This window comes from Terriglobales bacterium (assembly GCA_035457425.1).
Lineage (GTDB): Bacteria > Acidobacteriota > Terriglobia > Terriglobales > Acidobacteriaceae > JACPNR01.
Window position 1 is genome coordinate 21730 of sequence record DATIBR010000030.1, and the last position, 23094, is coordinate 44823.

At 65.8% G+C, this 23094-nt stretch carries 25 protein-coding genes and 2 tRNA genes; 11 read left to right on the forward strand and 16 right to left on the reverse strand.

Annotated features, from left to right (window positions below; genetic code table 11):
* Positions 1 to 60 precede the first annotated feature (60 nt).
* The 5 genes from VLA96_02445 to VLA96_02465 all read right to left on the reverse strand — a co-directional run bounded on the left by VLA96_02445 (position 61) and on the right by VLA96_02465 (position 5631).
* On the reverse strand, positions 61 to 789 hold the full coding sequence (locus VLA96_02445; GenBank protein ID HSE48048.1) for a peptidylprolyl isomerase: 729 nt from the start codon (positions 787 to 789) through the stop codon (positions 61 to 63).
* A gap of 8 nt (positions 790 to 797) precedes the next feature.
* Positions 798 to 2108 (reverse strand): dipeptidase, encoded by a 1311-nt coding sequence (locus VLA96_02450; GenBank protein HSE48049.1) that lies wholly within the window; start codon positions 2106 to 2108, stop codon positions 798 to 800.
* A gap of 49 nt (positions 2109 to 2157) precedes the next feature.
* The gene (gene sdhB, locus VLA96_02455; GenBank protein ID HSE48050.1) at positions 2158 to 2907 is read right to left on the reverse strand and encodes a succinate dehydrogenase iron-sulfur subunit; all 750 of its coding nucleotides are present in this window, start codon (positions 2905 to 2907) and stop codon (positions 2158 to 2160) included.
* Positions 2908 to 3067: 160 nt separating this feature from the next.
* A complete protein-coding gene (gene sdhA, locus VLA96_02460; GenBank protein ID HSE48051.1) occupies positions 3068 to 4858 on the reverse strand; it encodes a succinate dehydrogenase flavoprotein subunit in 1791 nt (596 codons plus the stop codon).
* Between the two features lie 2 nt (positions 4859 to 4860).
* A complete protein-coding gene (locus VLA96_02465) occupies positions 4861 to 5631 on the reverse strand; it encodes a succinate dehydrogenase cytochrome b558 subunit (protein ID HSE48052.1) in 771 nt (256 codons plus the stop codon).
* A 157-nt stretch (positions 5632 to 5788) separates the two neighbouring features.
* On the opposite strand from VLA96_02465, the gene VLA96_02470 reads away from it, so the two are divergent.
* Positions 5789 to 6328, forward strand: coding sequence for a hypothetical protein (locus tag VLA96_02470; protein HSE48053.1), 540 nt, complete (start codon positions 5789 to 5791; stop codon positions 6326 to 6328).
* Position 6329: 1 nt separating this feature from the next.
* Here the strand turns inward: VLA96_02470 and rdgB are convergent, their stop codons facing one another.
* From rdgB to VLA96_02485, 3 genes are read right to left on the reverse strand one after another with little or no spacing between them, the layout of a single operon-like run.
* Positions 6330 to 6968, reverse strand: a complete 639-nt coding sequence (rdgB, locus tag VLA96_02475; protein ID HSE48054.1) for an RdgB/HAM1 family non-canonical purine NTP pyrophosphatase — start codon at positions 6966 to 6968, stop codon at positions 6330 to 6332.
* 1 nt (position 6969) lies between these two features.
* Positions 6970 to 7116: a hypothetical protein gene (locus VLA96_02480; GenBank protein ID HSE48055.1), complete on the reverse strand. Its 147-nt coding sequence runs from the start codon at positions 7114 to 7116 to the stop codon at positions 6970 to 6972.
* Positions 7116 to 8816: a cation:proton antiporter gene (locus VLA96_02485; GenBank protein HSE48056.1), complete on the reverse strand. Its 1701-nt coding sequence runs from the start codon at positions 8814 to 8816 to the stop codon at positions 7116 to 7118. The genes VLA96_02480 and VLA96_02485 overlap by 1 nt, the downstream gene beginning before the upstream one ends.
* Positions 8817 to 8913: 97 nt before the next feature.
* On the opposite strand from VLA96_02485, the gene VLA96_02490 reads away from it, so the two are divergent.
* Positions 8914 to 10047, forward strand: coding sequence for a heparan-alpha-glucosaminide N-acetyltransferase domain-containing protein (locus tag VLA96_02490; GenBank protein ID HSE48057.1), 1134 nt, complete (start codon positions 8914 to 8916; stop codon positions 10045 to 10047).
* 107 nt (positions 10048 to 10154) lie between these two features.
* On the opposite strand, the gene VLA96_02495 is transcribed toward VLA96_02490, so the two are convergent.
* The 3 genes from VLA96_02495 to VLA96_02505 all read right to left on the reverse strand — a co-directional run bounded on the left by VLA96_02495 (position 10155) and on the right by VLA96_02505 (position 11298).
* Positions 10155 to 10505 (reverse strand): hypothetical protein, encoded by a 351-nt coding sequence (locus tag VLA96_02495; GenBank protein HSE48058.1) that lies wholly within the window; start codon positions 10503 to 10505, stop codon positions 10155 to 10157.
* Between the two features lie 180 nt (positions 10506 to 10685).
* A tRNA-Arg gene (locus VLA96_02500) sits at positions 10686 to 10761 on the reverse strand.
* Between the two features lie 309 nt (positions 10762 to 11070).
* Positions 11071 to 11298, reverse strand: a complete 228-nt coding sequence (locus VLA96_02505; protein ID HSE48059.1) for a hypothetical protein — start codon at positions 11296 to 11298, stop codon at positions 11071 to 11073.
* Between the two features lie 125 nt (positions 11299 to 11423).
* Here VLA96_02505 and VLA96_02510 point away from each other — a divergent pair, with 125 nt between their 5' ends.
* Positions 11424 to 11726: a metal-sensitive transcriptional regulator gene (locus VLA96_02510; protein ID HSE48060.1), complete on the forward strand. Its 303-nt coding sequence runs from the start codon at positions 11424 to 11426 to the stop codon at positions 11724 to 11726.
* Between the two features lie 9 nt (positions 11727 to 11735).
* On the forward strand, positions 11736 to 14237 hold the full coding sequence (locus VLA96_02515) for a heavy metal translocating P-type ATPase (GenBank protein ID HSE48061.1): 2502 nt from the start codon (positions 11736 to 11738) through the stop codon (positions 14235 to 14237).
* On the opposite strand, the gene VLA96_02520 is transcribed toward VLA96_02515, so the two are convergent.
* Positions 14197 to 14730, reverse strand: a complete 534-nt coding sequence (locus VLA96_02520) for a TlpA disulfide reductase family protein (protein HSE48062.1) — start codon at positions 14728 to 14730, stop codon at positions 14197 to 14199. The genes VLA96_02515 and VLA96_02520 overlap by 41 nt on opposite strands.
* Positions 14731 to 14754: 24 nt before the next feature.
* Between VLA96_02520 and VLA96_02525 the strand changes: the two genes are divergently transcribed.
* Genes VLA96_02525 through VLA96_02545 form a run of 5 tightly spaced genes read left to right on the forward strand, consistent with a single transcriptional unit; the run spans position 14755 to position 18033 of the window.
* Positions 14755 to 15813: a glycosyltransferase family 2 protein gene (locus VLA96_02525; protein HSE48063.1), complete on the forward strand. Its 1059-nt coding sequence runs from the start codon at positions 14755 to 14757 to the stop codon at positions 15811 to 15813.
* Positions 15813 to 16223: a 6-carboxytetrahydropterin synthase gene (locus VLA96_02530; protein ID HSE48064.1), complete on the forward strand. Its 411-nt coding sequence runs from the start codon at positions 15813 to 15815 to the stop codon at positions 16221 to 16223. Before VLA96_02525 ends, VLA96_02530 begins: the two co-directional genes overlap by 1 nt.
* Positions 16220 to 16642: a 6-carboxytetrahydropterin synthase gene (locus VLA96_02535; GenBank protein HSE48065.1), complete on the forward strand. Its 423-nt coding sequence runs from the start codon at positions 16220 to 16222 to the stop codon at positions 16640 to 16642. The genes VLA96_02530 and VLA96_02535 overlap by 4 nt, the downstream gene beginning before the upstream one ends.
* Positions 16642 to 17244 (forward strand): GTP cyclohydrolase I FolE, encoded by a 603-nt coding sequence (gene folE / locus VLA96_02540; GenBank protein ID HSE48066.1) that lies wholly within the window; start codon positions 16642 to 16644, stop codon positions 17242 to 17244. The genes VLA96_02535 and folE overlap by 1 nt, the downstream gene beginning before the upstream one ends.
* Positions 17245 to 18033: an SDR family oxidoreductase gene (locus VLA96_02545; protein HSE48067.1), complete on the forward strand. Its 789-nt coding sequence runs from the start codon at positions 17245 to 17247 to the stop codon at positions 18031 to 18033.
* On the opposite strand, the gene VLA96_02550 is transcribed toward VLA96_02545, so the two are convergent.
* A complete protein-coding gene (locus tag VLA96_02550) occupies positions 18034 to 18738 on the reverse strand; it encodes a rhomboid family intramembrane serine protease (GenBank protein ID HSE48068.1) in 705 nt (234 codons plus the stop codon).
* Positions 18739 to 18807: 69 nt separating this feature from the next.
* Here VLA96_02550 and truB point away from each other — a divergent pair, with 69 nt between their 5' ends.
* A complete protein-coding gene (gene truB, locus VLA96_02555) occupies positions 18808 to 19686 on the forward strand; it encodes a tRNA pseudouridine(55) synthase TruB (protein ID HSE48069.1) in 879 nt (292 codons plus the stop codon).
* Positions 19687 to 19809: 123 nt separating this feature from the next.
* Here truB and VLA96_02560 read toward each other — a convergent pair whose 3' ends face one another.
* The 3 genes from VLA96_02560 to VLA96_02570 all read right to left on the reverse strand — a co-directional run bounded on the left by VLA96_02560 (position 19810) and on the right by VLA96_02570 (position 22831).
* The gene (locus tag VLA96_02560; protein ID HSE48070.1) at positions 19810 to 20283 is read right to left on the reverse strand and encodes a bifunctional nuclease family protein; all 474 of its coding nucleotides are present in this window, start codon (positions 20281 to 20283) and stop codon (positions 19810 to 19812) included.
* A 145-nt stretch (positions 20284 to 20428) separates the two neighbouring features.
* Positions 20429 to 21751, reverse strand: a complete 1323-nt coding sequence (miaB, locus tag VLA96_02565) for a tRNA (N6-isopentenyl adenosine(37)-C2)-methylthiotransferase MiaB (GenBank protein HSE48071.1) — start codon at positions 21749 to 21751, stop codon at positions 20429 to 20431.
* 249 nt (positions 21752 to 22000) lie between these two features.
* Positions 22001 to 22831: a sterol desaturase family protein gene (locus VLA96_02570; GenBank protein HSE48072.1), complete on the reverse strand. Its 831-nt coding sequence runs from the start codon at positions 22829 to 22831 to the stop codon at positions 22001 to 22003.
* Between the two features lie 49 nt (positions 22832 to 22880).
* Here VLA96_02570 and VLA96_02575 point away from each other — a divergent pair.
* Positions 22881 to 22955: transfer RNA gene (locus VLA96_02575), tRNA-Gly, on the forward strand.
* The last annotated feature ends 139 nt before the right edge of the window (positions 22956 to 23094 follow it).

Sequence of the window (23094 nt, forward strand, 5' to 3'; positions counted from 1 at the left end):
CCTTTCGATTACAGCAAATATCTAACGTAGTACTTGAGACGGCCAGAAGGCCGTCTCTACTTATGGATTCTTCGGCGGCTTGGTGGCCGACTTCGGCTTAGCCTTGGTCTTCGGGGCGGCGGGCCGTGCGGCCGCCGGCATGCCCGTGATGGTGATGCTGGTGACCTTCACGGGATTGAACGGCCGGTTGCTGTTCGGGCGCTCGTCGCGGGGCATGCGCGCGATCTTGCCGACCAGGTCGACCGACGCCTGGTCGCACTGGCCGAAGATGGTGTGGCCGAAGCCGTTGGGGACGACGCCCATGCCCGGCCGGACGCAGCCGTTCGGGTCCTTGCAGAAGTTCAGGTGCGGCGTCGGGACCTCGGTGATGAAGAACTGGGAGCCGTTGGTCTTCGGACCCGAGTTGGCCATCGCCAGGCGGCCCGGGCGATCGAAGGTCAGGCCTTCGACGAACTCGTCCTCGAAGGTGTAGCCGACGCCGCCGGAGCCGTTGCCGAGCGGGTCGCCGCCCTGGATCATGAAGTTCGGGATCACGCGGTGGAAGATGGTGCCGCTATAGAGCGACACACCATGCATCGTCTTGCCGCTCTTGGGATCCTTCCAGTCCTTGGTGCCCTGAGCGAGCCCTACGAAGTTGGCGACGGTCTTCGGCGCTTTGTCAGGGAAGAGTTCGCAGGTCAGGTCACCGGCGGTGGTGTGGAACACGGCGGTGGGCTTCGCGGGCGCGGACTGGGCCGCCATCGGCAGCGCGGACAGCAGCAGGACGAACGACGACACGATGGAAAGCATGAACTCTCCTATTTCTTGGGCTCGGGCTGGGGCTTGTCGTCCAGGGCCGGATCGCGGCGGAAGCCGGAAGCCTCCTCCTGCTTGATCTGCTGCGAGATCCGCTCCACTTCGCGGAACACGCGCAGCAGGTTGCCGCCGAGGATCTTCTTCACGTCGCCTGGGCTGTAGCCGCGCTTCATCAGTTCGGCGGTGATCTTCGGCAGGTCGGCAGCGCTGTCGATGCCCTCGGGCAGGCACGGCACGCCGTCGAAGTCGGAGCCAAGGCCGACGTGGTCCACGCCCGCGACCTTGGCGATGTGATCGATGTGGTCGATGAGCGACTTGAGCGGTGGCCGCGGGATCTTCGCCGCCCACTCTTTGCCGGTGCGGTCGGAGACCCACCACGGCACCTGCTGGCCCGGATGCTCGGCCGCCCACTTCTTCTCGGCGGCTTCGACCGCGGCGTTGCGCTCCTTGGACTGCGCGGTGAAGGCCTTGCGGTACTCCTCGTCGATGAAAGCGGGGAAGAAGTTGACCATCACGACGCCGCCGTTGCGTTCGACCGCGCGCAGCATGTCGTCGGTCATGTTGCGCGGGTGGTTGGTGAGGGCGCGCGCCGACGAGTGCGAGGCGATCACGGGCGCGCGGCTCATGAGCACCGCCTTGTAGAAGGTCCGGTCGGAGACGTGCGAGATGTCGACCATCATGCCGAGCTTGTTCATCTCGCGCACGACCTCCTTGCCGAAGGGCGTGAGGCCGTCGTGATGCTGGATCTTTTCGTCGTTGATGTCGCCGGAGGAATCCGCCCAGTCGTTGGTGTTGGACCAGGTAAGCGTCATGTATCGGACGCCGAGGCGATAGAAGTCGCGCAGGATCGGCAGCGAGTTCTCGATGGCGTGCCCGCCCTCGACGCCCATCAGGGCAGCCAACTTCTTCTTCGGCCCACGGCGCGCCTTTTCGATGTCCGCGGCCGAGTACGCCATCGTCATCTCGCCGGGGTGCCTCTGGGCTTGCTGAAGCACGCTGTCAATGAGTTCGAACGCGCGCTTGGCGTAGTGGCCCTTGTTCGCGTCGGGCTCCACCCAGATGGAGAAGAACTCGGCGCCGAGGTTGCCCTTCTTGACCTTGCCGAAATCGATGTGGCCCTCGCTGATGGGCGTGTCCGTGGCCAGGTCGAAGCCTTCATCGAGAAAGCGCTGCGGCGTGTCGGCGTGCGTGTCCACCACGATGGCCGAAGTGTGGACCGCGGCGGGGTCGGCGGCCTTCTTCTTGGAGGGCGCGGTCTGAGCCATCAGGGAAGTGACAAGGAAAGCGGTAGAGAGCAGCAGAAGATTGCGCATGGTCGTTTGTGCCTTGCGCCGCGGGTCGCCGGCGCTGAACCCACATCGATCAGGTGGTGAAGAAATCCTTGAAAGCCTGCTTCATGACGGAGCGGCCGACGTCGGCGATGGCCTTGGTCAGCGGGATGTCTTTGGGGCAGATCTCCACGCAGTTCTGCGCGTAGCCACACTCGTGGATGCCGCCGTCGCCCATCAGCGCGCGCAGGCGCTCCGGCGCCTGCATCGCGCCGGTCGGGTTGGTGTTGAACAGCCGCACCTGGCCGATGGTGGCCGCGCCGACGAAACCGGTGTTCTGGTTGAACTGCGGACAGACCTCCATGCAGCAGGTGCACGAGATGCAGCGCGAGTAGGGATATTCCTCGCCCTGCTGCTCCTCCGACTGCCGCGGGCCCGGACCGAGGTCGTAGGTGCCGTCGATCGGGATCCACGCCTTGACGCGCTTCAGGTTCTCGAACAGCACGCTGCGGTCGACGGCGAGGTCGCGCACGACGGGGAACTTGGAGAGCGGTTCCAGCTTGATGGGCTGGTCGAGTTGGTCGATGAGCGCCGAGCACGCCATGCGCGCCTTGCCGTTGATGAGCATCGCGCAGGAGCCGCAGACTTCCTCGAGGCAGTTGGAGTCGTAGGTGACGGGCGTGGTCGCCTTGCCGTCTTTCGTCTTCGGATTGAGCGCGATCTCCATCATCACGGAGATGACGTTCATGTTCGGCTTCCAGGGAAGCAGGAAGTCTTCCCAGTAGGCGGAGACGTCTGGGTTGGGCTGGCGCTTGATGCGGATGTGGATCGTCTTGTCAGCCATCAGAAAACCCGTCCTCTAAGTCCTGCCACGACCAGCAAAGCTCCCACGAGGATGCCCAGGATCAGTTCCCAACCTGGGATGACGTCGTGCGCATAGGCGACCACTGCCAGGATAAGCAACCCGACGATCGCGAAAACTGTACGCCATGCCTTGTTTGTCATCATGTCGCCATGTCATACCGCCGTGGACGCGGCGGGAGGAGCGAAATATCTACCGGCTCGAACTCGAACTTGGGCTCATCGGCGTCGGGCGCGAAGGACGCCTTGGTCGTCTTGAGCCAGTTCTTGTCGTCGCGCTCGGGGAAATCGGGCTTGTAGTGCGCGCCGCGGGATTCGTCGCGCATCGCGGCCCCCTGCGCGATCACGCGCGAGAGCTGCAGCATGTTGTAGAGCTGGCGCGCGAAGACCACCGTGGTGTTGGCCCACATCGTGCGGTCGCTCAGGTTGATGTGGCGGAAGCGCTCCAGCAGCTCAACCAGCTTCTCGTCGGTCGCGCGGATGTTCTTGTTGTAGCGGATGACCGTGACGTTCTTGGTCATGATCTCACCCAGCTCGCGCCAGATGCGGAAGGGGTTCTCCGCGCCGTCGGACGACATGAGCCGCCCATTGATCTCTTCCTGCCGCCTCTTCTCGGCCTCGAAGACGGTGCTCGAGACCTCGTCGTGCTTCCTCTTCAGGCCCTTGGCGTATTTCACCGCCTCGGGCCCGGAGACAAAGCCTCCCCAGATGCAGGAGACGAGCGAGTTCGCGCCCAGGCGATTGGCGCCGTGGTACTGGTACTCGCATTCGCCGGCGGAGAGGATGCCCGGGATGTTGGTGTGCTGTTTGAAGTCAACCCAGAGCCCGCCCATGGTGTAGTGCATGCCGGGGAAGATCTTCATGGGGACTTCGCGCGGGTCGTCGCCCACGAACTTCTCGTAGATCTCGAGGATGCCTTCCAGCTTCTTGTCCAGGATGGCGCGGTCGATGTGCGTGAGGTCGAGGTAGACCATGGGCTGGCCGTCGACGCCGAGGTTGTGCTCGTAGACGACCTTGTGGATGGCGCGCGTGGCGACGTCGCGCGGCACCAGGTTGCCGTACTTCGGATACCACTCCTCGAGGAAGTACCAGCGCTCGTTCGTCGGGATGGAGAGCGGCTCGCGCTTGTCGCCGGGATTCTTCGGGACCCAGACGCGGCCGCCTTCGCCGCGGGCCGATTCCGACATCAGGCGCAGCTTGTCTTCGCCCGGGATCGAGGTCGGGTGCACCTGGATGAACTCGCCGTTGGCGTAGTAGCAGCCCTGCTGGTAGAGCGCGGACTGCGCCGAGCCGGTGCACACGACCGAGTTGGTGGACTTGCCGAAGATGGCGCCGATACCGCCGGTGCAGATGATGATGGCGTCGGCGGGGAAGGTGCGCACCTCCATCGTGCGCAGGTCCATGGCGCAGATGCCGCGGCAGATCTTCTCTTCGTCGAGCACGGCGGAGAGGAACTCCCAGTGCTCGTACTTCTTCACCCGGCCTTCGGCCTCGTGACGGCGCACCTGCTCGTCGAGCGCGTAGAGCAGTTGCTGGCCGGTAGTGGCGCCGGCGAAGGCGGTGCGGTGATAGAGCGTGCCGCCAAAGCGGCGAAAGTCGAGCAGCCCCTCGGGAGTGCGGTTGAACGGGACGCCCATGCGGTCGAGCAGGTCGATGATGCCGGGCGCGGCTTCGCACATCTCCTTCACCGGCGGTTGGTTGGCGAGGAAGTCGCCGCCGTAGATGGTGTCGTCGAAGTGCTTCCAGGTGGAATCGCCCTCGCCCTTCAGGTTCTTGGCGGCGTTGATGCCGCCCTGCGCGCACACCGAGTGCGACCGCTTGACGGGGACGATGGAGAAAAGGTCGACGTGTCCGCCGGCCTCGGCGATCTTGATGACGGCAGCCAGTCCCGCCAGGCCGCCTCCCACCACGATGACTTTCGGAGCAGTGGCCATAGTTATCTGTTGTCCACCGGTTTGGTGGGCGGAGCAGGTTCGGTGCGGAGCTGATCGGCGGATTCGTCGGCCGGCTGCATCGGCGTGACGCGGAAGGTGCGGATGCTCGCGAGCCCGACGCCGGCGATCAGAAGAAACAGGCCCAGGCAGGGCACGAGCAGGCGGCGGCGCGCCTTCTCGCCGACGGCGATGCCCCACTTGGCGCAGAACAGCCAGATGCCGTAGGCGAAATGCCACGAGGCGGCGAGCAGCCCGACGATGTAGAACGCGAGCTGCCAGGCGATGACCAGCTCACCCTGCACCTTGCCGAACGATGCGCCGGGATGCGCGTGCAGGTCGATGCCGGCAAAGCGCAGGTGCCAGACGTGCCAGCCGATGTAGGCGAAGGCGATGGCGCCGGTCCAGCGCTGCAGGGTGTACATCCAGTTGCCCTGCCAGGGATAGTCGGCCACGTTGGTCTCGCCGCGGTACCAGATGTAGAAGCCGTACAAGCCATGGAAGGCGATGGGCAGCCAGATGCCGAAGGCCTCCAGCGCTAGAACCAGGGGCAGCGAGCCGAGGAACTTGACCTGGTTGGCGTACGCCTCGGGGCCATTCATGGCCACCGCGTTCGAGTACAGGATGTGCTCGGCGAGGAAGGCGCCGACCGGCACGATGCCGCTGAGCGAATGCAACCGGCGGAGGAGAAAGGAGCGTCCCTGGCCGGCGCGGAGCGGCGCCACGCCGGGACGGATGCGGTGCGTCTCCGGCGCGGGGCTTACGGTGGATGCCATTGCTCTCCTTTTGCGAGTGGCGCGGATGAGCGAACCTTGCATTATCGAAGCTACGTGAGCGACCCGTCAAGAAAGCGTTTTCGCAGCGCGTCCGGCTTGTCTAGCCGAAGCGGCTGGTTATAATGACCGGCGCACGCCCCGAGAGCAGGAGTCCCTGATGGCCACACCGGTATTGGCTTTCACGCAGCTCGCCAACGAATGCGAGGCGGAGGGCCTCGCGCACAAGAACGCGGAGAAGATCGGCGCCGAGCTGGCAAAGACCTTCCAGGTGCAGCCCGACGAGGTCGCCGTCCTCAAGGTCGACAAGTTGACGCTGCAGTTCGCGTATCCGACCAAGCTGGGACACATCGGGACGATCCCCATCAACGCGTCGTCGTCGGTGGCGGGGCGCACCGCGACCACCAAGCGCGCCGAGATCATCAACAACTTCGCGCAGACCAAGCACGCCAGCGTCTTCGAGTCGGTGGACCTGGGTCAGAAGCCGAAGGGCGGCATCCCGGGCGAGAAGGTGGACAAGCACACCCACGTCATCCAGAAGCTGATGTCGGCGCCGGTTGTGACACCGGCGGGCGTGGTGGGCGTGATCCAGATCTCGCGTAAGGGGACCAGCGCGCCGGCGGCCGGAGCGGATTTCACGCCCGCGGACCTGCAGAAGCTGGTGACGATCGCGACCTCGCTGGGAAAAGTCTTCAAGTAGCTCAGACGTCCGCCGGATGCCGGCGGCGATACCAATCGAGAAATCGAGCGAAGGCACGGCCGCGGTGCGAGACCGCGGCCTTTTCTTCCGGCGCCAGCTCGGCGAAGGTCTTCTTCAGCCGCTCGAAGAAGAACAGCGGATCGTAGCCGAATCCGCGAGTCCCGCGCGCCTCGTGCAAGATGTGACCTTCCGCTTCGCCACGGAACGTGGCGAGCGTGCGGCCGTCCTGGGCGACGGCGAGCACGCAGACGAAGCGCGCCGCGCGCTTCTCGTCGGGGACGGCAGCGAGCTCGCGCAGCAGCCGCGCGTTGTTGTCGGCATCGGGGGAATTCGACGTGGCGCGGGGATCGTGCTCGCGCGCGGCGTAGAGCGCGGAGTGCACGCCGGGGGCACCGTCGAGCGCGGCCACTTCCAGGCCGGAGTCGTCCGCCAGCACGAGAGCGCCGGGAGCGCTGCGGCTATAGGCCTCCGCCTTCTTGCGGGCGTTCTCCTCGAACGTCGGGCCGTCTTCCACGACGGGCGGCAGTTGCGCGAAGCCCGGCAGCGCTGCGATCTCGATGCCGTACATCGCGGCAGCGCCCGCGAAATCGCGTACCTTGCCGGGATTGGACGTCGCCAGATAGATGGGCTGCGCGGGCATGCTATTCGAACCAGCCGCTGCGGTAGGCGAACCACCAGCTTCCGAGCGCGATCGGGATGGTTGCAAGCAATCCCCAGAGCAAGGGGAGCGCAACGTCGGCGATGAGGGAGAGAAGGATGAACGTGACCCAGAAGATGCGCTTTTGCATCATGCGTTCCCGGGCGCGGCGTGCTTGCGCATCGCGGCGAGATAGGCCGAGGTCTTCTGCTCGGGCTGTTTGAGGAGCTGGAGGGCGTCGCGCACCAGGGTAGCGGCGGCTTCCATCTCGGGCTGCACGACGATGGTCGCGCCGGCGTCGAGCAGGAAAGCGTAGTCGCGCTGGCGGTGGGCGCGCGCCAGCACGGGCACCGCGGGCGCCAGCTTGCGGACCTGGCGCAGGATGGCCTCGGCACGGCTGGGCTGCGGCAGTGTGATCACGACGGCGGCGGCGTGGTCGGCGCGCGCGTGCTCCAGGATGCGGGCCTGCGCGGCGTCACCGAAGACGCAGGGCACGCCGCGCTTGCGGAGCGACCGGATGTGGTCGGGGTCGAGGTCGATGACCGCGTATGCGATGCCGAATTGTTCAAAGGCCTGTGCCGCCATCTGTCCGATCTCGCTGTAGCCGCACAGCACGACGTGGCCGTGCAGCTTGCCCGCGTCGGGCACGGCGACCTCGATGGGAGTGGCGTGTTTGCGCGTGCGCAGCCGCGCGGCCCAGTCGGGCGCGTACCTTACCAGCGCCGCGTTCACGACGATGGAGACCAGCGAGGCGGCAAGCGTCGCGTTGTAGACGTCGTCGCCCACCACGCCGGCGCCTCGCGCCACCTGCACCAGTACGTAGGAGAACTCGCCGATCTGCGTGAGCCCGATGGCGACCATCAGGGCCGTCCAGATGGGATAGCGGAAGAGCCGGACGACGACCAGCCAGAGCAGGAACTTCCCGACGAGCACCAGGCCGATCATCGCGGCGACCATCTTCAGCATGTCGGGACTGGAGAACACGGACTGCGGGTCCATCAGCAGCCCGATGGTGACGAAGAAGAGGGCGACGAACATGTCGCGCAAGGGGAACAGCTGCGTCAGGCTCTGGTGCGCGTACTCCGAGCTCGAGATGAGCAGGCCACCGACGAACGCGCCCAGCGCGAGCGACAGGCCGACCGCCTGTGTGAGCGCTGCCGCGCCCAGGCAGATGGCGATCACGACCACGAAGAACAGCTCCTGGTCGTGGGTGCGCGCGACACGCCGCATCAGCGGAGGCACGACTTTCGCGGCGAGAAAGAATGCCGGGACAAGGATGAGGGCGGCTTTCCCGAACGCGAGGCCCAAGGCCTCAAAGGCGTGCGTGTCGAGTTCCTTGAAGCTGGGCACGAGCACGATGAGGACTACGGCTGCCAGGTCTTCGACGAGTGTGATGGCGACGGTGATGCGGCCGTGCTCGGTCTGGACCTCGCCGCGGTCCATGAGCAGCCGCATCAGCACCATGGTGCTGGTGATGGAGATGACCGCGCCGATGACCAGGCCGGAAGAAAGCGGCCAGCCCAGCAGGCGCGCCGTGCCGGCGCCCATCAGGACGGCGAGCAGGATGCCGACGGGCGCGCCGGCGATGGCGACCCACTTCACCTTCATCAGCTCTTCGATCGAGAATTCCAGGCCGACGGAGAACATGAGGAAGATGACGCCGAGCTCGGCGAAGGTCTCGAGCGCGCGCGTGTCGTGGACGGAGGGTCCGGGCGTCAGTGGGCTGAGTGCGATGCCCGCCAGCACGTAGCCGAGGATGAGCGGTTGCCGAAGCCGCCACGCCAGCATGCCGCCGACAATGGCCGCGACGAAGACGTAGGCGAGGTCCCGATAGAGGTAGGTGTGCTCCATGCGGCGGAGAAGGCAATCTATCGGGGAAGGGCCGCAGCGGTCAACGAAACGATTGCGAGTCGCGCCGCCGTGTGAGACCCTGCCGCCACACTCGCTCATGCCCGGACCCCAACAACGGCTTGCCTACATCGACTGGATGCGCGGGCTGGCGTGCGTCCTGATGTTCCAGACGCATTGCTACGACGCGTGGCTCTCGCCCGCGGCGCGCAAGTCCACGTTCTTCATGTACTCGCAGCTGCTGGGCACGTTCCCGGCGCCGCTCTTCCTTTTCCTCGCGGGTATCTCGTTTGCCCTGGTGACCGACCGCATGCGCGCGAAGGGCGCGACCGCGAACGAGGTGGCGAAGGCGACCATCCGGCGCGGGGCGGAGATCTACGCGCTGGGCCTCGCGTTCCGCGCGCAGGAGTACCTGATCGCCTTTCCGTGGGCGCCCTGGACCGACCTGCTGCGCATGGACGTGCTCAACTGCATCGGGCTCTCGATGATGCTGATGGGTGTCGTGTGCCGGATGACCGCTGCGCCAGGAGTAGCGAGCGCTCGCACACGCGGCGTTGTCGGCGGCGCTGTCGTGGCGCTGGCGGTGGCGATGGCCTCGCCGCTGGTGTGGACCACGTTCCGCCCGAGTTGGCTGCCGTGGCCGCTGGAGACCGTGCTCGACGGTGTGCATGACCTGGGAGCGCCGCAGGCATGGCTGTTTCCGGTATTCCCGTGGAGCGCGTTCGCGTTCGCGGGACTGGCGGTGGGGTTCGTCCTGATGGGGGACCGCGCGAAGCAGCGCCTCGGCGTGGTGCTGGCTGGAGTCGCCGCTACCGGGGTGGCGATCTTCTTGGTCGCGCGCTGGCTCGATCGCTCTCCGTGGCAGCTCTATGCCGTCTACGACTTCTGGCACACCAGCCCGAACTTCTTCCTGATGCGGCTGGGGATGCTGATGGTGATCCTGCTCGCGTGCTACGTGTGGTGCCGCTGGGGAGCGGGGCAGTGGGGCTTCAGCCCCGTCGCGCAGCTCGGGCAGACCTCGCTGCTGGTCTACTGGGTGCACATCGAGTTCGTCTATGGACGGTTCTCGATCATGAAGAAGGGCGAGCAGACGCTCGCCGGGGCGTCGCTCGGCCTGGCGACCATCACGCTGGCAATGTTGGTGCTCTCGTTGCTGCGGACGCGGATGACGGAGAAGAAGATAAGCCTGCCGGGTCTCTTCCGCCGGAAGGCCGCGTCGGCCGGGGCGGTATGATGCAGGTCGCGGTGCGGCGCGCGCAGGCAAGCGATGCGCCCGCCATCCTGCACTGCCTGGCGGTGGCGTTCGGGATGCCGCTCTACCAGTACGTCAAAGAGCTGTAGCTACGCGTTGGGATCGGGGACCATGGTCTTCAAGTGCCGCGCCAGGGAACGGACCTCGCGGGCCAGATCGCGGATGTTGGGAGTCTCGAGTTCCAGGTCGCATGCCTCGGCGTCGATCACCAGTTCGTGGATGACCTGCGAGGCGACGCGCACGCGCTCGGCGACGAAGACGTTGACCAGTGCGAAGGGGTCTTGCTTCCGGTCGCGGCGCTCGATCCACTGTTGTACCGCCCAAGTGGTGTGCCGGATGTGGTTCACGGCCTCGCGAAACTCCAGCAGGACGCGAGGGTCAATGTCGCCGCGGCTCATGGCGGCCTCAAGATCTTTCAGGTCAGCGCTGGTGCGCTGCAAGCGGGCCGAAATGCCGTCCGGTGGGACACCCTGTGTTGACATCCTCACACTCCTGGGAGACAGATTGAGCGGATGGTACACCGGACGGTGGACCGCGCAAGCGGGTTTTCGCGAGCAGAAGTAACCGGGGTAACGGTACGAGGGTCACGGGCTCGGAAGGCGCCGGAAGGCGGAAGGAAGTGGCGCGCCCAAGAGGAGTCGAACCTCTAACCTTTCGGTTCGTAGCCGAATGCTCTATCCATTGAGCTATGGGCGCGCGGAGTAAAACGCGGCGGGTGTATCCAGTCTAACAAAGGTCGAGGGAACTGGCGAGGGCGGGAAGCCGCCAGCGGACGACGGATTGTGGCCAAAAAATGTAAAACGGACGCTCCAGAAAACCTCTGGCCGAAGTTATCTTCAAGAGCGTCCGTCTTACGCGCCACTTCGTCTGGCGGGGAGTAGAGCATTCGCGATGCCAGCCGTGGCTGATTGAAAACAAGGGACTTACGGGAAGCAGGGAAAAAGGTGCAGGAAGGAATTTCCTGCCGCAAGAAACTTTTACTTCCGTGACCCTGAAGGAGGCGGCTCAGACGAGCTGCACTTTTTCCCGTAGATCGAGGCCGGCTCCCCGCAGCAGCGACGCGACCGCGGCGTCGTTGAGGCGAGTGGCGTCGTATTCCACGGTGACCGTGCGAGCCTGCTCGTTGAAGCCGAGGCGGCGGATGCCGTAGACCTCGCGCACCGAGTTGATTGCGCGGAGCTCGCGCTCCCCGGGCGCGGTCCCGTAGCGGAAGCAGACGTCTAAAGCAGTCATGGATCCTCGGTCTTCATGCAGCCGCCCAACTATAAATCTTCAACGCCGCCGGAGGAAATGAATCGTCCGAGCCCGGGCCGGCATCCAAGCTTGACATATACCCCCATGGGGTATATACGGGATCCATGAAGACGAGAAGGAAGGCGGCCGGGGTCGACCCGGCTATCAAGACGGCGAACTTGAAGCGGCTGCGCCGGATCGAAGGCCAGGTGCGCGGCCTCCAGAAGATGGTGGAGGAAGACCGCTACTGCGCCGACATCCTGGTGCAGCTCTCGAGCGTGCAGGAGGCCTTGCGCGCGGTGGGGCGCGAACTGATGCGCAACCACCTGCGGCACTGCGCCCACCAGGCGCTGGCGCGGGGCGACTCGGCGCAGGCGAACGCGATGCACGATGAGCTGCTCGACCTCATGTACAAGCACATCCGGTAAAGGGGACAGATGACCAGCAAGCCTGTGATCGATCCGGTCTGCGGGATGAGCGTGATCCCCGAGCTCTCGCGCGGCTCGGTGGACTACCAGGGAACGACCTATCACTTCTGCAGCCCGCACTGCGTGAAGAAGTTCCAGGAGAACCCGGCGAAATATCTGAAGCCGCTGGGCGTGCCGCTGGTGACGCTCGGGGGGATGGCGCCGGCTACGAAGACGACGGAAGGCCACGGGGGATGCTGCCCGCCACCGGTGGCAGCGCCCGCGCCCGCGACGCCGGCCGGGGCGAAGTACGTGTGCCCGATGGACCCGGAGGTCGAAAGCGACCGGCCGGGCGCGTGTCCTAAGTGCGGCATGGCGCTGGAACCGGCCATGCCCGTGATTGCCTCCACGAAGACCGAGTACACGTGCCCAATGCATCCGGAGATCGTGCGCGACGCGCCCGGCACCTGCCCGATCTGCGGCATGGCGCTGGAGCCACGCACCGTCACTGCGGCGGTCGAAGAAGACCCCGAGCTCCGCAGCATGACCCGGCGGTTCTGGGTGTCGCTCGCTTTTGTCGCCCCGCTGCTCGCCATCATGGTCGCCGACGTTGTTCGCGGCATGTGGCTCCCACACCTGCTCGGCGTCCGGACGCTGGCCTGGGTCCAACTGGTTCTGGCGACGGTGCCCGTCCTCTGGGGTGGCTGGCCCTTCTTCGAGCGCGCGGCGGCCTCGCTGCGAACGCGCCACTTCAACATGTTCACGCTGATCGGGCTCGGCGTGGCGGTCGCTTTCGGTTACAGCGTGGTCGCGACACTCGCCCCCGGCATCTTTCCGCCGGCGCTGCGCGGCGAGATGGGGCAGCCCGCGGTCTACTTCGAGGTCGCGGCGACGATCGTGGTCCTGGTCCTGCTGGGCCAGGTCCTGGAACTGCGCGCCCGTTCGCAGACGGGCACGGCCATCCGGGCGCTGCTCGACCTCGCACCGAAGATGGCGACCCGCTTGCGCGCGGACGGCGGCGAGGAATCCATCCCGCTCGAGCACGTGCAGGTGGGAGACAAGCTGCGCGTGAAGCCGGGCGAGAAGATCCCGGTAGACGGCGCCGTCGTGGAAGGAGCGAGCGCCGTGGACGAATCGATGGTGACCGGTGAGCCGATGCCGGTGGAGAAGGCCGCGGGCGCGCGCGTCATCGGAGCGACGGTGAACGGCACCGGCTCGCTCGTCATGCGCGCCGAGCGCGTCGGGTCCGAGACCCTGCTGGCGCAGATCGTGAAGATGGTGGCAGAGGCGCAGCGCAGCCGCGCGCCCATCCAGCGGCTGGCGGACAAGGTCTCCGGCTACTTCGTGCCGGCGGTCGTCGTGGCCGCGGCGCTCGCGTTCGTCGGATGGCTGGTGTGGGGCCCGGAGCCGCGGCTGGCACATGCCATCGTGAGCGCGGTGGCGGTGCTCATCATCGCGTGCCCGTGCGCGCTGGGCTTGGCAACGCCGATGGCCATCATGGTCGGCACGGGCCGCGGCGCGCGCGCCGGCGTGCTGATCCGCAACGCCGAGGCGCTGGAGACGATGGAGAAGGTGGACACGCTGGTCGTGGACAAGACCGGTACGTTGACGGAAGGGAAGCCGCGGCTGACCGAGGTGGTGGCCGCGGGCGTCAGCGAAGCCGATCTGCTGCGGCTGGCGGGGAGCGTGGAGCGGGTGAGCGAGCATCCGCTGGCGGCGGCGATCGCGCGCGGCGCCGAAGAGCGCGGCGCGAAGCTGTCGGCACCGGGGGATTTCCGTTCTTATACCGGCAAGGGCGTCAGTGGGCGGCTCGACGGCCGCGAGATCGCAGTCGGCAACCGAGCACTGATGGATGACCTGCGCGTGGAGGTCGGTGCCGTCGAGCAGCGCGCCGAGGAGTTGCGCCGCCAGGGCGCCACCGTGATGTTTGCGGCGGTCGAGGGTCGCTTCGCGGGATTGCTTGCGGTGGCGGACCCGGTGAAGGAGTCCACGCCCGAAGCGTTGCGCATGCTGCGCGACCACGACGTGAAGGTCGTGATGCTCACCGGCGACAGCAAGACAACAGCGGCCGCCATCGCGAACAAGCTTGGCATCGAGGAGTTCCACGCCGAGGTCCTGCCGCAGCAGAAGCTGGAGATCGTGAAGCAGCTGCAGGCGCACGGGCAGCGGGTGGCGATGGCGGGTGACGGGATCAACGACGCACCGGCGCTCGCTCAGGCCGACGTGGGGATCGCGATGGGCACCGGCACCGATGTCGCGATGGAGTCGGGCGGCGTGACGCTGGTAAAGGGAGACCTGCGGGGGATCGCGCGGGCGCGCGCGCTCAGCCGCGCGACCATGCGCAACATCCGGCAGAACCTCTTCTTCGCCTTCGTCTACAACGCGCTCGGCGTGCCGTTGGCGGCGGGCGTGCTGTATCCGCTGTTCGGGACCGCGGCGCTGCTCAATCCGATGATCGCGGCGGCGGCGATGAGCTTCAGCTCGGTCAGCGTCATCGGGAATTCGCTGCGCTTGCGGCGGGCGCGGCTTTAGTCCCCGCGACGCTCAGCAGGTAGTTCGTCATGTCGGGGCTGGTCCAGTTGATGGGCCCGACCAGCTTGCGCTGCACCACGCCCTGGCGGTCGATGATGAAGGTCTCGGGGTAGCCGGTGGTGCCGTAGAGCTTGGCGCCGACCTGTTCCGGGTCGCGGACGGTGAGCAGCTCCTTGGCGTTGTAGTCGTTCAGAAACTTCTTGTAGATGGCTTCGTCGACGTCGACCGAGACGGCGAAGACCACGATGTCGCTGGCGCGCAGGTTCTGCTGCATGCGAACGAGCGACGGCATCTCTTCGACGCAGGGCGGGCACCACGTCGCCCAGAAGTTCAGGACGACGACCTTGCCCTTCAGGTCGCTGAGCGCGACGCGCCGGTCGGAGTCCTGCACGGTGAAGTCGGGTGCGGGTTTGGCGACAAAGCGCGGCTGCGCGCCGCGGTCGCAGGCGGTCAGCACGGCAAAGAGGGCAAGCGAGCAGGCCAGGCGTTTCACGCCGCTATAATAAATGTTTCCCTCATGAGCGCTACAGCCAATGGCGGGACGGGCCCGCAGTCGCGGCCGGAGGTGTCGGTGATCGTGCCCGCGCGCAATGAAGAGGCGTGCTTGGGCGCGTGCCTGGAGTCGCTGGTCGGGCAGACGGGCGTGACCAAAGAGCTCATCGTGGTCGACGACGGTTCGACCGACCGCACGCGGGAGATCGCACGGAACTTCGCGGGCGTGTGCGTGATGGACGCCGGCGAGCGCAAGGACGGCTGGGGCGGGAAGTCGAACGCGGTGTGGAGCGGCGCGCAGCAGGCCGGGGGTCGCTGGCTCCTGTTCACCGATGCCGACACGGTACACGCTCCGGGCTCGCTGGCCAGCGCGCTCCGGGAGGCGGAGGAGCACCGGGCCGCGCTGCTCTCCTACTCGCCCGCGCAAGACGTGCACGGATTCTGGGAGCGGGCCGTGATGCCGGTGGTGTTTGCGGAATTGGCGAACACATACCGTCCGGCGGACGTTTGCGATCCGGCCAGCGCGTGCGCGGCCGCTAATGGGCAGTACCTGCTGATCGAGCGCGCGGCGTACTTCGCCATCGGCGGGCATGCGGCGGTCGCGAAGAGCCTGCTGGAGGACGTCGAGCTGGCGCGGCTGGTGAAGCAGGGCGGCCGGCGCATCCGCTTCCGCATGGCGGCCGAGGCGGTGCGCACGCGGATGTACCGCAGCTTCGCGCAGCTGTGCGAGGGCTGGACGAAGAACCTGGCGCTGCTCTTTCCGTCCACCGTCATGCTTGCGCTGCTCCGCCTGGCGGAGTTCCTGTTAATCGTTGCGACAGCGGCGGTCGCCGCGTTCGAGCTGGTTCGCGGACACGTGGCCGCGGCTGCGTTGCTGGCAGTGGTCGCGGCGCTGTTCTATTCGCTGTTCCTGGCGCGCATCCGCAAGGCGCACTTCGGTGCGCTGTCTGACCTGTTCGCGTTGTTCGGGCTGCCCATCTTTGTGACACTTTTGCTGCGCTCGCACATCCATTACAAGGTGCGCAGGAGTGTGACCTGGAAGGGCCGGGAATACGAAGTGAAGCCGGCGGTGGAGCGAAGCTGATGGTCTATCTCACGCGCAAGGCCGAGTTCTCGGCGTCGCACTTCTACCATTCGGATAAGCTCTCGCCGGAGGAGAACCGGCGCCTCTTCGGCAAGTGCAACAACCCGAACGGCCATGGGCACAATTACACGCTCGAGGTCACGGTGAAGGGCGACGTCGACCCCAGGTCGGGATTCGTGGTCGACCTGAAGGACCTGAAGGAGACGATGAACCGCGAGGTCATCGACGCGCTCGACCACCGGCATCTGAACAAGGAAGTCCCGGAGTTCAAGAACGCGATCCCGACCACCGAGAACCTGGCCATCGCCATCTGGCAGCGGCTGGAAGGGAAGCTGCGCGTGGCGCGTCTGCACCGCGTGCGCGTCTATGAGACCCCGGATCTGTTCGTGGATTTCTACGGAGAAGCATGAAAGCGCACCTGACGCGGCGGTACTGGTTCTCGGCGTCGCACCGGCTGCACTCGGACGCGATGACCGACGACGAGAACCGGAAGACGTACGGCAAGTGCAACAACCCGTACGGCCACGGGCACAACTACGCGCTCGAGGTCACGGTGAGCGGCGCGGTGGACGCGACCACGGGGATGGTCTGCAACCTGGTGGACCTCGATGAGTTCGTCCGGCAGCAGGTGCTGGAGAGGTTCGAGCACGTGAATCTGAACACGCTGGCGGAGTTCCGCGGCGTGGTGCCCACGACCGAGAACCTGTGCACCACGATCTATGACGTCCTGGACAAGGGATTCAAGCCGGCACGAGTGGAGAAGGTCCGGTTGGAAGAGACCATGCTCAACTCGTTCGAGTACGCCGGCGGAAGGGAAGTGAGGGTCTGATGCCGAGAACGACGGAACCCGCAACGCTCACCAGCGCGAGCTTCGAGGAACTGACACGCGAGATGCTCGTGCGGTTGGGCGAGGATCCGAACCGCGAGGGCCTGGTACGCACGCCCGAGCGCTTCGCCAAGGCGCTGCAGTACTTGACCAAGGGGTACAACGAGGACCCGAAGACGATCCTGAACGACGCGCTCTTCACGGTGAACTACGACGAGATGGTCATCGTGAAGGACGTGGAGATGTTCTCGCTGTGCGAGCACCACGTGCTGCCGTTCTACGGCAAGGTACACGTGGCCTACGTGCCGAACGGCAAGGTGATCGGGCTGAGCAAGATCCCGCGCCTGATCGACGTCTTCGCGCGCCGACTGCAGGTGCAGGAGCGCCTGACCACGCAGATCGCCGAGACCATCATGGACGCCATCCAGCCGCAGGGCGTGGGCGTGGTGATCGAGGCGCGCCACCTGTGCATGATGATGCGCGGCGTGGAGAAGCAACATTCCGCCGCGCTGACGTCGTCGATGCAGGGCCTGTTCCGCGACTGCGCGGAGACGCGCGCCGAGTTCCTCTCACTCATCCGCGGGAAGAACGGGAACGGGAGCTAGATGGCGAAGAAGAAAGCGCTGATGCCGGAGCCGACGCCCGCGAAAAAGCGCGGCACGAAATTCGTGCTCTCCGGTAAACCGGGGCTCGAGGGGCAGATCGCGCTGGTCACGGGCGGCAACAAGGGCATCGGCCTCGCCATCGCCGAGGCGCTGGCCGCCGAAGGCTGCAAGGTCGTGATCGCTGGGCGCGACCGCGCCGCGCTGCGGCATGCGACTACCGTGCTCTCGAAGTACGGCCATGCGGTCGTGCCGGTGGAGGCGGACGTCACGCAGGAGATCTCCGTCGTAAGGATGTTCGAAGAGGTGCGCCGCAGGTTCGGACGGCTCGACATCCTCATCAACAACGCCGGGATCGCACCCGGCGCCAGCATCGCCGATACCCATCTCGATGTCTGGCGCAAGACGCTCGACACCAACCTCACCGGAACGTTCCTCTGCACGCGTGCCGCGCTGCCGCTGATGAAGGCGGGCGGCACGATCGTCAACAACCTTTCCGTGGCCGCGGAGAACGCCTATCCCAGCCTCGCGGCCTATTGCGCTTCGAAGCACGGAGCGCTCGGCTTCACGCGCGCGCTGCGGATGGAGACCAAGCCCATGGGCATCCGGGTGATCGCGCTGCTGCCCGGCCCGACGGAGACTGACATCTGGGACCAGTTCTACCCGGACGCGCCGCGCGGGAAGATGATGGCGCCGGAGAGCGTCGCGTCGGCTTTGATCGCGGCGATACGGCTTCCTGCCAACAGCACGGTGGAAGAGGTCCGGATCGTGCCGACCGTGGACCTGACGTGATCACTCCCAATTCGCGTAGGTGTAGCGGCGAGCGCGCTGCGGAAAGAGCTTGATCAGTGCGACGCCCGCGAGAAACCCGCCGACGTGCGCCCAGAAGGCGATGCCGCCCGAGGTCTGGCTCGACGGCGTGATCGCGGTCGCGGCGCCGCTCAGGAACTGCACGACGAACCAGTAGCCCAACACCAGCCACGCCGGCAGCCAGAAGAAGAACACAAGAGGGAAGTACGTGAGGACGCGGGAAGAAGGGAAGAGCAGGAAATACGCGCCCATCACGCCCGCGATGGCGCCCGAGGCGCCGACGCTCGGGACGTCGGACCGCGTGTTGAACGCGATGTGCGCCAGCGAAGCCGCGACGCCGCAGGCGAGGTAGAGGACCAGATAGCGGAAGTGTCCGAGGTGGTCCTCGATGTTGTCGCCGAAGATCCAGAGAGCCCACATGTTTGCGATGAGGTGGAGCCAGGAGGCGTGCAGGAACATCGAGGTCACGATGGGCAGCAGGTTGAGCAGGCCGGCGCCGGTCGCGTCGGCGCCGCGCGCCAGCGCGGTGACGTGCGAAGGCACGACGCCGAACTGGAAGACGAACTCGAAGCGTGGCCGCGGCGAGAGCGAGACTTCGAAAAGAAAGACGATGATGTTGAGCGCCAGCAGGAAGTACGTGACGTAGGGAACGGTGGAGCGCGGCGCGTCGTCGCGAAGCGGGATCATCGCTGATGAGGAAGTGCCCGGCGCGCGGAAGAAGTTGACCGCAACGCCGGCACCATTGACGATAGCAGAGTGAACGGCGTCCTGATAATCGACAAGCCTGCGGGCATGACCTCGCACGACGTGGTGTACCGCGTGCGCAAGCTCACGGGCGAACGGTCCGTCGGACACCTCGGGACGCTGGACCCGATGGCGACCGGCGTGCTGCCGCTGGTGCTGGGAAAGATGACGCGCCTGGCGCAGTTCTACCTGAAGAGCGACAAGCGCTACGAAGGCGTCATCCGGCTCGGCCAGGCGACCGACACCTACGACGCCGAAGGCGAACCGGTAGGCGAGCCGCAGCCAGTGAACGTCACCGTGGATCGGCTGCGGGAGCTGGCCAAGCGGTTCACCGGCAAGATCCAGCAGACGCCGCCGCCGTTCTCAGCCAAGAAGGTCGCCGGCGTGCCTGCATACAAGCTGGCGCGCAAGAAGAAGGATGTGGAACTGGCGGCGGTCGAGGTAGACGTGAAGGAACTGGAGATCGTCTCGCAGACCGGCAAGGACGTGACGTTCCGGTCGCTGGTGAGCGGCGGGACGTATCTGCGGTGCATCGCGCACGACTTGGGGCAGCTGCTCGGCGTCGGCGCGCACCTGGCCGGGCTCCGGCGGACCGCCGTGGCGGAGTTCACGCTGGAGGAGGCGCGGACGTTAGAGCAGTTGGAGGAGACCGCGCGAGCCGGGCGAGTCGAGGAGCTGCTGGTGCATCCGCGTCGGATCCTGCCGGCGATGCCGGCGGTCACGGCCGATCCGGAGAGCGCCGCCCGGATGCGGAACGGCATGGCGGTGAACCTGCCGGAGATGTCGAAGGCGGGGCTGGTGAAGGTCTTCGCAGGGCAGAGCGAGCTATTGGGAATCGCCTCGCGGGTAGCGGGGACGCTGTTCCAGCCCAAGATCGTGCTGGCAGGCTGACGTTACTAGGACATCCGTAACGTCCGATAACAGATATTATGTTAACTAACGAATCCGCATAGGAACCATGCGGGCCTGGCGACTAGCTGGCTGCGCTCCTTCGGCGCGTCGGAGCGGCTTCCCTTACATCTTGTAGCGGCCCAGGTCCTCGTCGTTGAGGCCCTCGAGCCATTTGCGAAGCTCGTCGGAGGAGATGCGGTCGGAGGCGGCGCTTGCCTGCTTGGAGGTCTTCAGCACCTGCTCCTCGACGTAGATGGGGCAATCGAGGCGCAGGGCGAGCGCCAGGGCGTCCGAGGGCCGCGAGTCGATGGAGATGATGTGGCCGTCCCGCTCCAGCCAGATGACGGCGTAGAAGGTGTCCTCGCGCAAATCGCTGACCACGACCTTGTGGACGCGGGTGTCCAGGCCCATGAGGAGGTTCTTGATGAGGTCGTGGGTCATGGGCCGGGGCGTGGCGACCTTCTCGATCTCCAGGGCGATGGCGTTGGCCTCGTAGATGCCGACCCAGATGGGCAGGACGGCGTCGGAGCCGGGATCCTTGAGGATGACGATGGGCATGTTGGTCACGGGGTCCATCATGAGACCGCGGATCTTCATCTCGACTTCCATCGGCGTGGGCCTCCCCCGAAAAGCTTCCCTGCGGCACATCATACTCCGGATTCGCTGGAGCGATGCGGGCGAGGTCGCCGGCTTCTGCAACGTCAAAGTGAAAGGCCGCGGCCGAGGGCGGCCGCGGTACCCGCTACACCATCACTCCGACCAAGCTGTTCGGGAAGCTCTGCGTGATGTGCACGTGCACGTAGCTTCCGGTCGCGGGGGCGATGGGCTGCGCGGTGGTGAAGTTGACGGTCTTGTTCTGGGAGCTGCGGCCGACGAGCTGGCCGCGCTGCGGGTTCGACCCTTCAACCATCACTTCAACCATGGAGCCGACGTGCCGGGCGTAGTTGGCGCGCTGGATCTCGCGCTGGCGGTCCATCAGGAGCTGAAGGCGGAGCGACTTCTCCTCGTCGGAGATGGGGTCGGCGAGCGAGAGCGCCGGCGTATTGGGCCGCGGTGAGTACTTAAAGCTGAAGACGCCGTCGTACTGGACCTCGTGCAAGAGGGTCATGGTCTGCTCGAAATCGGCGCGCGTCTCGCCGGGGAAGCCGACGATGACGTCGGTGGTGATGGAGAGCGGGCGCTTGGCCGCCTTCATCCAGGCGATGCGCTCGAGGTACTGCTCGCGGGTGTACTCGCGCAGCATGGCCTTCAGCACCGAGTCGGAACCGCTCTGCACCGGCAGGTGGACGTGGTCGCAGAGAGACGGCACGGCGTCGATGGCCTGCACGATATCGGGGGTGAAGTCGCGGGGGTGCGAGGTGGTGAAGCGGACGCGGCGGATGCCGGGGACTTCCCCGACCGCGGCCAGCAATGCGGCGAACGACTTCTGGCCGAGCGGATCGCGATACGAGTTCACGTTCTGGCCGAGGAGCTGGATGTCGGTGAAACCCTGATCGGCCATGCGGCGCGCTTCGGCGAGCACCGACTCGGAGGTGCGGCTGCGCTCCTGGCCGCGCGTGTAGGGCACGACGCAGTAAGCGCAGAACTTGTCGCAGCCTTCGATGATGGTGATGTAACCGCGATGGGCGTTGGAGCGCGCGGTGAACTCGGTCTCGAAGGTCTCGGTGGTCCGGCGGTCGTCGAGGCCGGTGACGCGATGGTTCCCTGCCTCGATCTGGACGAGCATCTCGGGCAGCTTGCGGTAGGAGGCGGAGCCGGCGACGAGCGAGACGTGCGGCGCGCGCTCGAAGATCTTCTCGCCTTCCTGCTGGGCGACGCAGCCGAGGACGCCGAAGCGCTTCCCTTCCGCGACCAGCTTCTTGTAGTCGGCGAGGCGATGGAAGACCTTCTGCTCGGCTTTGTCGCGGATGGAGCAGGTGTTGTAGAGGATGAGGTCCGCGTCGGCCTCGTGCTCGACCTGGCGATAACCCTGCGACTGGAGCGTGCCGATGACTTTTTCGGAGTCATGGACGTTCATCTGGCAGCCGAAAGTCTCGAGGTAGAAGGTTTTTTCAGGCGACGACATTTGCCTAACTAGTATACGGCGAGGCCCCCACCCCCCTTGCTTCCGGGCCTCTTGCTTTGTTTGCAAGGGGATGGCGGAAAAACTACCGTGGTTTCTACCGTGGTTTACCGTGGTTGTACCGTGGTTGGAACACGGTAAGCGAAGGTTGGGAGGCGCGGAGGGAGAGCGCGGAGAGTTTATAAAGTTGTCAATGAGCTAAACTTGGTAGATACATTATATCGCGAGTGTCAACTGCCCTGCCGGCGCTCCTTATCTCCCGGCGCTGGGTTCGTGGGACCAGCCGGGGCGGCCGAAGATGTAGCGCAGCTTGTTGGCGAGGCCGGGAGCGCGGCGGACGTCGCGCGCGATGTCGAGCCACTCGTGGAAGGCGATGCGGACGGGGTTGTAGCTATGGATGTTCTTCGTGAGGCCGAAGTGGACGCGCTCGCGCTCCGGTTCAAAGCTGCCGAAGAGCCGGTCCCAGAGGATGAGCGTGCCGCCGTGGTTGCGGTCGATGTACTGCGGGTTGGAGCCGTGATGGACGCGATGGTGCGAGGGGGTGTTGAGGACGGCCTCGAGGGGGCCGAGCGAGCGGACCATCTCGGTGTGGATCCAGAACTGGTAGAGCAGATTGAGCGCCTGCGCGGTCATGATCATGACCGGGGTGAAGCCGGCAAGCGGCATCCAGAGCCAGAAGAGGAAGCCCATGAAGCTGCCGGTCCAGGTCTGGCGGAGCGCGGTGGAGAGGTTGTACTTCTGGGAGGAGTGATGCACGACGTGCGAGGCCCAGAAGAGGCGGCACTCGTGGCTGGTGCGGTGGAACCAGTAGTAGCTGAACTCGTCGGCGAAGAACAACAGCAGCCAGGTCCACCAGACGGTCGGCAGGGTGAACAGGCGGAACTGGTAGAGCCAGGCGTAGATGCCGAACTGAAGGCCCTTGGCGACGAGGTTGACGAGCACGTTGCCGATGCCCATGGTGAGCGAGGCGAAGGTGTCGCGGCGCTCGTAGAAGCCGGTGCGCATGCGCGCGTCGGCGATGGCTTCCAGCGCGAGCAGCAGCAGGAAGGCCGGGATCGCCAGGTGGATGAGGTTCGGGGGCATCGAGTGGATTTTACGGGGAAAGGTTAGCTGCTAAACTGGAATGCAGCGAGCGGGAGTAGTTCAGCGGTAGAACGCCAGCTTCCCAAGCTGGATGTCGCGGGTTCGATCCCCGTCTCCCGCTCCAAGTCTTATTCCCTGGCGTCTCTCCGGGACTGATCGTCTTTTGAGCTACAGCCAGCGCTCAAGCGCTGGGCTATGACCTACCGCGCCTCCGGCGCGCACATCCGGCAGGCCGCTTCCAGCAGCGCGAACGAGCGCGCTAC